Source organism: Mesorhizobium sp. M00.F.Ca.ET.216.01.1.1 (assembly GCF_004010325.2).
Classification (GTDB): domain Bacteria; phylum Pseudomonadota; class Alphaproteobacteria; order Rhizobiales; family Rhizobiaceae; genus Mesorhizobium.
The window spans coordinates 221,271-232,070 of record NZ_SADR02000009.1 but is presented as its reverse complement, the minus strand read 5'-3'; the positions used below and the strand labels follow the sequence as shown (position 1 = coordinate 232,070).

10 protein-coding genes are annotated in these 10,800 nt (G+C 63.8%); 4 read left to right on the top strand and 6 right to left on the bottom strand.

The window, feature by feature from the left end; translation table 11 throughout:
* Positions 1-164: 164 nt before the first annotated feature.
* From EN859_RS14595 to EN859_RS14565, 6 genes are all read right to left on the bottom strand, one after another.
* Positions 165-1,163, bottom strand: a complete 999-nt coding sequence (locus tag EN859_RS14595) for an ABC transporter ATP-binding protein (protein ID WP_127853407.1) — start codon at positions 1,161-1,163, stop codon at positions 165-167.
* Positions 1,164-1,383: 220 nt separating this feature from the next.
* On the bottom strand, positions 1,384-2,445 hold the full coding sequence (locus tag EN859_RS14585; protein WP_127853408.1) for a Gfo/Idh/MocA family oxidoreductase: 1,062 nt from the start codon (positions 2,443-2,445) through the stop codon (positions 1,384-1,386).
* Positions 2,442-3,281, bottom strand: coding sequence for a carbohydrate ABC transporter permease (locus EN859_RS14580; protein ID WP_127853409.1), 840 nt, complete (start codon positions 3,279-3,281; stop codon positions 2,442-2,444). Before EN859_RS14580 ends, EN859_RS14585 begins: the two co-directional genes overlap by 4 nt.
* Positions 3,282-3,356: 75 nt before the next feature.
* Positions 3,357-4,280, bottom strand: coding sequence for a sugar ABC transporter permease (locus tag EN859_RS14575; protein ID WP_127853410.1), 924 nt, complete (start codon positions 4,278-4,280; stop codon positions 3,357-3,359).
* Positions 4,281-4,518: 238 nt separating this feature from the next.
* Positions 4,519-5,778, bottom strand: a complete 1,260-nt coding sequence (locus tag EN859_RS14570) for an ABC transporter substrate-binding protein (protein WP_127853411.1) — start codon at positions 5,776-5,778, stop codon at positions 4,519-4,521.
* Between the two features lie 2 nt (positions 5,779-5,780).
* Positions 5,781-6,737 carry an N-acetylmuramic acid 6-phosphate etherase gene (locus tag EN859_RS14565; RefSeq protein WP_127853412.1) on the bottom strand — a complete coding sequence of 319 codons (957 nt, stop codon included), beginning with the start codon at positions 6,735-6,737 and terminating at the stop codon, positions 5,781-5,783.
* A gap of 199 nt (positions 6,738-6,936) precedes the next feature.
* Between EN859_RS14565 and EN859_RS14560 the strand changes: the two genes are divergently transcribed.
* From EN859_RS14560 to nagA, 4 genes are read left to right on the top strand one after another with little or no spacing between them, the layout of a single operon-like run.
* Complete coding sequence (locus EN859_RS14560; RefSeq protein ID WP_127853413.1) at positions 6,937-7,815, top strand: N-acetylglucosamine kinase; 879 nt, start codon at positions 6,937-6,939, stop codon at positions 7,813-7,815.
* Positions 7,815-8,597 carry a GntR family transcriptional regulator gene (locus EN859_RS14555; RefSeq protein ID WP_127853414.1) on the top strand — a complete coding sequence of 261 codons (783 nt, stop codon included), beginning with the start codon at positions 7,815-7,817 and terminating at the stop codon, positions 8,595-8,597. The genes EN859_RS14560 and EN859_RS14555 overlap by 1 nt, the downstream gene beginning before the upstream one ends.
* The gene (locus EN859_RS14550; RefSeq protein ID WP_127853415.1) at positions 8,594-9,625 is read left to right on the top strand and encodes an SIS domain-containing protein; all 1,032 of its coding nucleotides are present in this window, start codon (positions 8,594-8,596) and stop codon (positions 9,623-9,625) included. The genes EN859_RS14555 and EN859_RS14550 overlap by 4 nt, the downstream gene beginning before the upstream one ends.
* Positions 9,622-10,800 carry an N-acetylglucosamine-6-phosphate deacetylase gene (gene nagA, locus EN859_RS14545; protein ID WP_127853416.1) on the top strand — a complete coding sequence of 393 codons (1,179 nt, stop codon included), beginning with the start codon at positions 9,622-9,624 and terminating at the stop codon, positions 10,798-10,800. The genes EN859_RS14550 and nagA overlap by 4 nt, the downstream gene beginning before the upstream one ends.

The following is a 10,800-nucleotide window of genomic DNA, read 5'->3' as shown; positions in this document are numbered from 1 at the left end:
TCAGGCACCGCGCCAAAGTCGCTCTCAAGACAGGAAATGGCAGTCGCTCCTTCGCTCAACTGCCTCTCCAAAGAATCCTTTCTCAGCCTAAACTCAACCCCAAAATCGCCATATGCGATTCCCCTGCACAACAAGGGGAGAAGGGGACGTTGCGGCATGAGCGCTTACTTCATCACCCTCCCGTCGGCTCCAAACCGATAAGTCTTTGCAGGGTCCGGCGTTGCATAGAGCGTCGCGCCGGGTTCGGCATTGTAGACGCCAAAGATGCGCACCGTGATCAACCCGGCCTTCTCGCAGTCGAGATAGAGATTAGTGTCGGCGCCGAGATGCTCGGCATGGACCACGGTACCCTTCCAGGCGCCGGATTTCGCGTCGACGGTCAGGTGCTCGGGGCGGACGCCGATGGTCTTCGCCGTCTCGCCAAGCCGGGCACCGTCGACGAAGTTCATCTTCGGTGAGCCGATGAAGCCGGCGACGAATTCGTTAGCCGGTGAATTGTAGAGCTCCATCGGCCCGCCGATCTGCTCGATCTTGCCGGCATTGAGGACGACGATCTTGTCGGCAAGCGTCATCGCCTCGACCTGGTCGTGGGTGACGTAGATCATCGTCGCCTTCAGCCGGCGGTGCAGCTGCGCGATCTCCAGCCTGGTGTTGACGCGCAGCGCCGCGTCGAGATTGGATAGCGGCTCGTCGAACAGGAAGAGCTTGGGTTCGCGCACCACGGCGCGGCCGATGGCGACGCGCTGCCGCTGGCCGCCGGAAAGCTCGGCCGGCCGCCTTGCGAGATAGGGCTCTAGCGACAGCATCGACGAGGCGATGCCGATGCGGCGGTCGATCTCGGCCGCCGGCGTGCCCGCCTGTTTGAGGCCGAGACCCATATTGTTCTTCACTGTCAGATGCGGGTAGAGCGCATAGGTCTGGAACACCATGGCGATGCCGCGCTTGGCCGGCGGCGTGGCGGAGACGTCAGCACCGTCGATCACCACGCGGCCCGAGGTCGAATCCTCCAGCCCGGCAATGACCCTGAGCAGCGTCGATTTTCCGCAGCCGGACGGGCCGACGAAGACGACGAATTCGCCATCGGTCACTTCGAGGTTGATGCCCTTCAGCACCTCGACCGGCCCGAAGGCCTTCTTCACATTCTCGATGTTCAGCGAGCCCACAATATTCCTCCAGATTGAAGAGTGGGCGCCACTGCACCCCCCTCTGGCCTGCCGGCCATCTCCCCCTCAAGGGGGGAGCTTGGCAGCTTCGAGGCCTCGCGCCTTTCTCCGGCGTTGATAATTGGCGAAAGCAGTACGGACATCTGATCTCCCCCCTTGAGATGGCCGGCAGGCCAGAGGGGGGCGCCGTAGAGCGCAACCCGCGACAACAATTCCCTTGTCACAACCGCACCGCCTTCCCGCTGCGCACGCTCTCGTCGGCGGCAAGGCAGACGGCGAGCGACTTCACCGCGTCGTCTATGTGCCGGTTAAGGTCGAGATCCTCGCGGATCGCCTTCAGCACGAAAGCCTGTTCGAGATCGCAGAGATCCTGATGGCCGGGCTCGCCTTCCATTGACAGCATTTCATCGGCTTTGACGAACTTGCCGTCCGCTCCGGTCGCGGCACTGTGCAGGCGGATGATCGATGTCTTGGTGTGGGTGTCGATGTCGTCGGATTTTACGCCTTCTTTCATCACGATCGACACGCAGCCCTTGGGCGAAATCACGTCCTTCACGAAGAAGGCCGTCTCCGAAATCATCGGTCCCCAGCCGGCCTCGTACCAGCCGACCGAACCGTCTTCGAACAGCACCTGCAGATGCCCGTAATTGTACATCGAGGGTGCAATCTCTTCGGTCAGCCGCAGCCCCATGCCGCGCACCTCGACCGGCCTGGCGTCGGTGATCTGCAGCATCACGTCGAGATAATGCACGCCGCAGTCGACGATCGGCGATGTCGTCTGCATCAACTGCTTGTGCGTCTCCCAGCTGTGGCCTGAGGATTGCTGGTTGAGGTTCATGCGGAACACGTAGGGGCCGCCCAGCTTCCGCGCCTCGGCGATCAGCCTTATCCAGGACGGGTGATGGCGAAGGATATAGCCGATCACCAGTTTCTTGCCGTTGGCCTTGGCGGCGGCGACGACGCGCTTCGCATCCGCGACCGTTGTCGCCAGCGGCTTTTCGACGAAGACATGGCAACCCGCCTCGAAGGCCTTCACCGCATACTCGGCATGGCTGTCGGAGTAGGTGGCGATGCAGGCAACATCCGGCCGTTCGTCGCGCAGCGCCTCGTCGAAGGAACGCCTGATGCCGTAGCCGGAAAGCCCGGCCGGCAGCGGCACATCCGAACGGTTGACGAGTGCTGCGATCTCGAAATCCGGATTGGTGTGGTAGGCCAGCGCATGGCTGCGGCCCATATTGCCGAGACCGGCGACGACGACGCGAAGGGGTTTTTGCGAGCTCACTTGACGGCTCCGGAAGTGATGCCGCGGATCAACTGCCGCGAGAAGATGACGTAGAGGATCAGCACCGGCATAATCGCCAACGAAAGCGCTGCCAGGATCGCGTTCCAGTTGGTGACGAACTGGCCGAGAAACAGCTGCGCGCCGAGCGTCACCGTCTTGGTCTGCTCCGACGGCGCCAGGATCAGCGGGAACCACAGATCGTTCCAGATCGGGATCATGGTGAAGACGGCGACAGTCGCCATCGATGGCCTGACCAGTGGCAGCACCAGGCGGAAGAAGATGGTGTATTCCGACAGGCCGTCGATGCGGCCGGCATTCTTCAAATCGTCCGACACCTGCTTCATGAATTCCGACAGGATGAAGATCGCCAGCGGCAGGCCTTGCGCCGTATAGACCAGGATCAGCGCCGTCAGCGTGTTGACCAGCCCGCTCGCCACCATCAATTGCAGGATGGCGACGGTGCCGAGGCGGATCGGGATCATGATGCCGAGCGCCAGATAGAGTCCCATCAGCGAATTGCCGCGGAAGCGGTATTCCGATAGCGCGAAGGCCGCCATAGCGCCGAACAAAAGCACGAAGAACAGCGAGGCGACGGTGACGACAAGGCTGTTCTGGAAATAGTGGATGAAGTCGCCCTGGCCGATCACCGTGGTGTAGCCGATCAGGTCGAAGGTCTTGGGGGTCGGCGGCGTCAGCGGCGCGCCGAAAATCGCGGCGCGCGACTTGAATGAATTGATTATGACGATGATCACCGGAAACAGCGCGATTGCCGTATAGGTCAACAGGATCGCATGGGCGCCAATGGTGCGGGGCAGGGATGCGGTGGCGCGGCTCATTGAAACGCCTCCTGACCATCGGTAACGAGAAGGGTTCTCGCCCGGGGGGTGTTCAAGCTAAACATTTCCGGCCCCCTAGAACTGATAGCGACGCAGGCGCGTCTGGACGAGGAAAAGGTAGACGCAGACACCGCCAAGGATGATCAGGAACATCATCGTGGCGATCGCAGCACCCATATTGGGGTCGCCGACCTGCAACTGGAAACCGAAGAAGGCGCGGTAGAGGAAGGTGCCGAGGATGTCGGTCGAATAATTCGGGCCGGCCAGCGCGCCTTGCGCGGTGTAGATCAGGTCGAAGGCGTTGAAGTTGCCGACGAAGGTCAGGATCGAGATGATGCCGATCGACGGCAGGATCAGCGGCAGCTTGATCTTCCAGAACTGCGCCATGCCGGTGATGCCGTCGCATTCGGCTGCCTCGATCACCTCGTCGGGGATCGACAGCAACGCTGCATAGATGAGCATCATCGGGATGCCGACGAACTGCCACACCGAGATCAGGCTGAGCGCGGTCAACGCATATTGCTCCTTGCCGAGCCATGGCGTGAACAGGCTCTTGAGCCCGACCAGATCGAGCATATGCGGCGCCACGCCCCACAGCGGCGACAGGATCAGCTTCCAGGCAAAGCCGACGATGACGAAGGACAGGATCGTCGGCACGAAGATCGCCGTGCGGTAGAAGGCGGAGAACCTAAGTCGCGGACTGGAGAGCGGCGCCGCCAGCAGCACGCCGATCGGGTTCTGCACCAGCATGTGGATGATGAAGAACCAAACGTTGTTCCTCAGCGCGTTCCAGAAATTGACCGACCAGTTGGGATCGCCGAACAGCATACGAAAGTTCTCCAGCCCGACGAAGACCTGGGACTGGTTGATGTTGCGGAACAGCGAGAGCTGCAGCGTGCCGGCCAGCGGCAGGATCATGATCGCCGTATAGACCAGCACCGCCGGCGCCAGGAAGACGCCGATGTGCCAGCGGAACGGTCGTTTCGGTGCTGCGGCCATGAGTTCGGTCCTCGCCGATCAGGTCTTGCAATTGCTTTCGATGGCGGCACTGCCCCTTACTCTTACCCTCTCCCCGTGAACAACTGGGAAGGGGTCGCCAACGTCTGCGGCCTAGCCCTTCTCCCCGTCACTATGCGGGGAGAAGGTGCCGGCAGGCGGATGAGGGGCAGCGCTATCGAATGCCATGAATGCGATGCCAGGCCGCGCGCAAGGCGCGACCTGGCCGTCGTCCGAGCTCTTACTTCGCCGGCTTGTACCAGCTGTCGAGGCCGTCCTGCAGCTTCTTGGCGGCAGCTTCCGGCGTATCGGTGCCGTTGATGACGTTGGCTGATTCGACCCACGTCTCGTTCTCGAGGTTCGGCGTGCCGCGCGACAGGATCTGGTAGGTCGAGCGGATCGTCGACTTGCACTTGCCGCGCCAGGAAACGAATTCCTGCGCCAGCGGGTCTTCCATCTTCACCGGGGTGTTGTTCAGGCTGAAGAAGCCCGGCAGCGCGTTGGCGTAGATGGTGGCGAAATCCGGCGAGGCGACCCATGACAGGAAGGTCTTGGCCGCATCGGCATTCTTCGACGCCGCGTTCAGTCCCATGCCGATATCGGTGTGGTCGGAGATATAGCAGGTGTCGCCGGCCTTTTGCACCGGCGGCGGGAAGGCGCCCATCTTGAATTGCGCCTGCGTGTTGAACAGGCCGATCTCCCACGAGCCGGCCGGATAGATGGCGGCGCGGCCGAGCGTGAACAGGTTCTGGCTGTCCGGATAGGTCTGCGCCTCGAAGCCGTCGCCGAGATAGGGCTTCCACTTGGCCAGTTCCTTGTAGGGCTCGACCCAGTCCGGATCGGTCAGCTTCTGCTCGCCCTTGATCAGCGCCAGGCGGCCTTCCTCGCCCTTCCAGTAGTTCGGGCCGATGTTCTGGTAGCCCATGGTCGCGGCTTCCCAGAGGTCCTTGGTGCCCATCGCCATCGGGATATAGGTGCCGTCGGCCTTGATCTTGTCGAGCGCGGCGTAGAACTCCTCATTGGTGGTCGGCACCTTGATACCGAGCTTGTCGAAGGCGTCCTTGTTGTAGATGAAGCCGTGGATGACGGAAGCCATCGGCACGCAGAAGCTCGCCTTGCCGTCGTCGGTCTGCCAGGCAGCCTTGGCCACATCGGAGAAGTTCTCCATGCCGGGCAGCGTCGAAATGTCGGCGAGGTTGCCCTTCTTGAACAGTTCCAGCGACTTGTCGAACGGCCGGCAGGTGATCAGGTCGCCCGCCGAGCCGGCGGCGAGCTTGGCGCCGAGGGCGGCGTCGTACTCGGTCGGCGCCGAGGGCGCGAACACCACCTTGATGCCCGGGTTCTTGGCTTCGAAGGCCGGGATCAGCTTGTCTTTCCAGATGGCAAGATCGTCGCCGCGCCAGCTTTCGATGTTGAGCGTTACGTCATCGGCATAAGCCACCCCGGCGGAGCCGAGGATGCTGGTGCCGAGAAGAAGTGCCGTCAGTAGTTTCGTTGTCATGCTCAGTCTCCCTGTTGACCTTTTTCAGGTTCGGTTTTGAGAACAGGGGCTTTCGGCCCCTTGCTCCCCTCGATCGCGGAAAGCGCCGGGCGCAGTTTCTGGCCGGTCCTTTCCAGTATCTTCTCGGCCGCATCGGCGTTGGCGGCGCCGGCGGCGAGCAGAATGGCAGTCTTGACAACGCCGCCGCTCTTTTCGAGCAGGCGAGCCGCATCGTCCTTGCCGCGCCCGCTGATGGCGGCGACGATGCGCGCCGCGCGATCGCGCAGCTTGATGTTGTCGGCGGTGAGATTGACCATGTAGCCGTCATGAACATGGCCGAGATGAATGGCGGCCAGCGTCGACAGCATGTTGAGCGCGATCTTCTGCGCGGTGCCGGCGCCCATGCGCGTCGAGCCGGCAATCAGCTCCGGCGGCGTTTCGAGCAGGACGGCGATGTCGGCCAGTCGCAGCAGCGGCGCGTCTTTGTTGTTGGCGATGGCGATGGTCGCAGCGCCGCGGCGCCCGGCTTCCTCGATCACCCTGACAGCATAGGGCGTCGATCCGCTGGCCGAGACGGCGATCAGGCAGTCGCCCTTGCCGATGCCGGCATTGGCGACCGCGATCAAGGCTTCGTCGGTGTTGTCCTCCGGTCCGCCTGCCAGCCTCTTGAAGGCTTCGTCGCCGCCGGCGATCAGGATGGCGATGCGCTCGCGCTGGATGCCGAAAGTGCCAGGCAGTTCCAGTGCATCGGCCAATGCCATCAGGCCAGAGCTGCCAGCTGCCGCATAGGCGAGCTTGCCGCCGTTCTTCAACTGGCTTGCGATGATCTCGGCTGCCTTGGCGATGGCAGGAATGGCGCCGCGCACGGCCTTGGCGGCCTCGATCTGCGCATTAGCCAGCGAGGAAAGGATGGCGTCCGGGGCCTGGATGTCCAGTCCCTCGGCATTCTGGTGAAGCGCTTCGGTGCGCGTTTCGGCCATCCGCTTTCCTCCGATCCAGAAAACAATACCAAAAAAATACCACTTGTCCACACGCATTAACGAGTTGATTGTCGAGGAATCGGCTCGTCGGCAAAATACGTTGGTTTTTCAATAAAGTACGGCTTAATCTTTTTGAAACGGAAATTAATCCTTGGCTATTGGTATTTTATTGGTATTATCGGCCCGGAGGAGAAATTGCGTGAATTTCGTGCTTGGCATTGATGGCGGCGGCACCAGCTGCAGAGCGGCCCTGGCGACCATGGACGGCACCGTGATCGGCCGTGCCAAGAGTGGCGCCGCCAACATCCGCACCGATCTTACCGGCGCCAGGGCCAACATCGTCGACGCGGCGAGGCAGGCCTTTGTCGCCGCCGGGCAGGATCCCGAACTGATCCCGCAAACGCCGGCCATCCTCGGCCTTGCCGGCGCCAATGTCGGCACCTACCGGCAGCAGCTCGAAGCGATCCTGCCGTTCAGCATCAGCCGTGTCGAGACCGACGCCGAGATCGCGCTGGAAGGCGCTATCGGGTCCGGCGACGGAGCCATGGCCATCCTCGGCACCGGCACCGCCTATATGGCGCGCAAGAACGGCAAGTCGCGCGCCGTCGGCGGCTGGGGATTCCAGGTCGGCGACCAGGGCAGCGGCGCCCGCATCGGCCGCGACCTGCTCGAACAGACGCTGCTTGCCTATGACGGCATCCGCGAAGCCTCGCCGCTGACGCAAGCCATGCTCGCTACCTTCCGCAACAATCCCGAGGATGTGGTCGAGTTCACCACCAATGCCAAGCCCGGCGATTTCGGCGGCTTTGCGCCCAAGGTCTTCGATCATGCCGTAAAGGGTGACATCGTTGCCAACTGGATCGTCGACAAGGCGGTCGCCGATGTCGAGGCAGCGCTCGGCGTGCTCGATCTCGGCGGCAACGACCCGCTCTGCCTGCTTGGCGGGCTGGCGCCGCTCTATGCGCCGCGCCTGTCGGAGCGCTACCGGGCACTGCTGAAGCCGCCGCTCGACGATGCGCTGGGCGGCGCGGTGCAGATGGCGGTCCGCCTTTTCGCCGGATCCGCGGAGGCGACGTGATGAGCGATGCCGCCGACCAGATTTTTGCCATGCTGAGACAGTCGTCGCAAAGCGGCGCGCCGCTCTATCTGCAGCTCAGGAAGAGCATCGAGGACGCCGTCAATCGCGGCTTGATCGGACCCGGCGATGCGCTGCCTTCCGAGCGCGACATTGCCAGCAAGGCCGACATCTCGCGCGTCACCGTGCGCAAGGCGGTGCAGGATCTGGTCAAGGGCGGCATCCTCGTCCAGCGTCATGGCTCCGGCACCTTCGTTGCGCCGCGCATGGAGCGCGTCGAGCAGTCGCTGTCGAGGCTCACTTCCTTCACCGAGGACATGGCGCGGCGCGGCATGGCCGTCCGTTCGGCCTGGCTCGACCGTGGCCTCTATGCGCCGTCGCCGGACGAGATGATGGTGCTCGGCCTGTCCTCGAACGAATTGGTGGCGCGCGTGGCGCGCCTACGCATCGCCAACGACACGCCGCTGGCGATCGAACGCGCCGCACTCTCGGCAAGCGTGTTGCCCGATCCGGCGGCGATCGGTTCGTCGCTCTATGCAACGCTGGAAATGTCAGGCAACCGGCCAGTGCGGGCGGTGCAGCGTATTTCCGCCGCCAATCTCGGCGACGGCGACGCGCGCCTGCTCGAAGTGCCGCCAGGTATTGCCGGTCTGCACATCGAGCGTATTTCCTATCTGGCGAGCGGCAAGGCGATCGAGTTCACCCGCTCCATCTACAGGGGCGACGCCTATGATTTCGTCGCCGAGCTCCGGCTGAGCGTGCCGGGCGAAGAGGGCCGGCCATGAACGCAACCACAACCCATATGCGCCGCGAAATCGAGGAGATCCCGGAGGCCACCGCGCGCCTGCTTGATGGCTCGGCAGCGGCACTGACCGAGGCTGGGCGCGGCATTCGCGAACGTGATCCGAATTTTGTCGTCACCGTCGCGCGCGGTTCGTCCGATCATGCCGCCAGCTTCATGAAATATGCCGTCGAGCTGACCGCCGGCCTCGCCGTCGCATCGGTCGGCCCGTCGATCGCCTCGATCTACAAGGCAAAGCTGAGGCTCAGGGGCTCGGCCTGTCTGGCTATCTCGCAGTCTGGCAAGAGCCCGGACATCGTCGCCATGGTGGAAGCGGCCAAAGCCGGCGGCGCACTGACCGTCGCTATCACCAACACCGCCGATTCGCCGCTGGCTCGCGCCTCGGACTATGCGATCGACATCCTGGCCGGGCCGGAGCGCAGCGTTGCGGCGACGAAGACCTTCGTCAACTCCGCCGTCGCCAGCCTCGCTTTGATGGCGCATTGTACCGGTGACGACAAGCTGTTGGCCGCACTCGCCCGCTTGCCGGACCATTTCCGCAAGGCAATCGCTTGCGACTGGATGCCGCTGGCCGGCGCGCTGGAGGCGCAGAAGTCGCTGTTCATCCTCGGCCGCGGCCCGTCCTCGGCGATCGCCAACGAGGCGGCGCTGAAATTCAAGGAAACCTGCGCCATGCATGCCGAGGCCTACAGCGCCGCCGAGGTCATGCATGGCCCGTTGGCGCTGGTCGGGCCGGGCTTCCCGGTGTTGGCGCTGGCTGCCCGCGACGCTTCCGAGCCGTCGGTTGCCGAGGCCGCCGACAGCCTGGCGGGCAAGGGCGCGGCCGTCTTTGTCACCTCGGACAAGGCGAAGAGCGCCCAGCGCCTGCCGCATGTCGCCACCGGCCACCCGCTCACCGACCCGCTGGCACTGATCGTGTCCTTCTACGGTTTCGTCGAAGCCTTTGCCCGCCATCGCGGCCTCGATCCCGACATGCCGCCCAATCTGCGCAAGGTGACGGAGACCGTATGAGCGACCGTTTTGCCCTGACTGGCGCCCGCATATTCGACGGCGACGACTGGCACGATGGTGCGGCCCTTGTCGTGCGCGACGGTCTCGTCGAGGCCATCACTGCCGCCGGCGCCATTCCGTCCGGTGTCGCCCGTATCGAGACCGGCGGCGGCATACTCGCGCCGGGCTTCGTCGACCTGCAGGTCAATGGCGGCGGCGGCGTCATGCTCAACGACCATCCCGACGTCGCCTCGATCGAAACCATCTGCCGGGCACATGCGCCCTTCGGCACGACGGCGCTGCTGCCGACGCTGATCACCGACACGCCTGACATCACCGCTGCAGCGGTAGCGGCAGGGGCCGAGGCCGCTCGACGGAACGTTCCGGGCTTCCTTGGCCTGCATCTCGAAGGCCCGCATCTGTCGATCGCCCGCAAGGGCGCGCATGACCCGGCACTGATCCGGCCGATGCTAGATGCCGACCAGGCGGCGCTAATCGCGGCGCGAAAAAACCTGCCGGTACTTTTGACGACGATCGCGCCTGAATCCGTCGAGCCTGCTCAAGTGTCGGTGCTCGCCAAGGCTGGCATTGTCGTCAGCCTCGGCCATTCCGACACCGGCTACGCCAAAGCCCGCGCCTTCGCCGACGCCGGCGCAACGGTCGTCACGCATTTGTTCAACGCCATGAGCCAGGTCGGCAACCGTGAGCCAGGGCTGGCGGGCGCCGCCATCAGCACGGGCACATTGTTTGCCGGCATCATCGCCGACGGTATCCATGTCGACCCCGCCACCATGGCGATCGCGTTGCGCGCCAAGCTGGGGCCGGGGAAGATCGTCCTCGTCACCGACGCCATGGCGACGATCGGCACCGACATGACCTCGTTCACACTCAACGGCCGCACCATTTTCCGCAAGGACGGCAGTCTCCGGCTCGCCGACGGAACGCTGGCGGGTGCCGATCTCGACATGATCTCCGCCGTGCGTTTCGTCCACCGCGTCGTCGGACTGGAGCTGTCGGAGGCATTGCGCATGGCATCGCTCTATCCGGCGCAGGCGATCGGCCAGTCGCACCGGCTCGGGCGCTTCGCCAACGGCACCGCCGCTGATATCGTTGCCCTGTCGGAAGATCTGAACGTCAAAAGCGTCTGGATCGGCGGCGACAAGGCTTTTGAAGCCAGCGCCAGCCGGTTGTCGTAG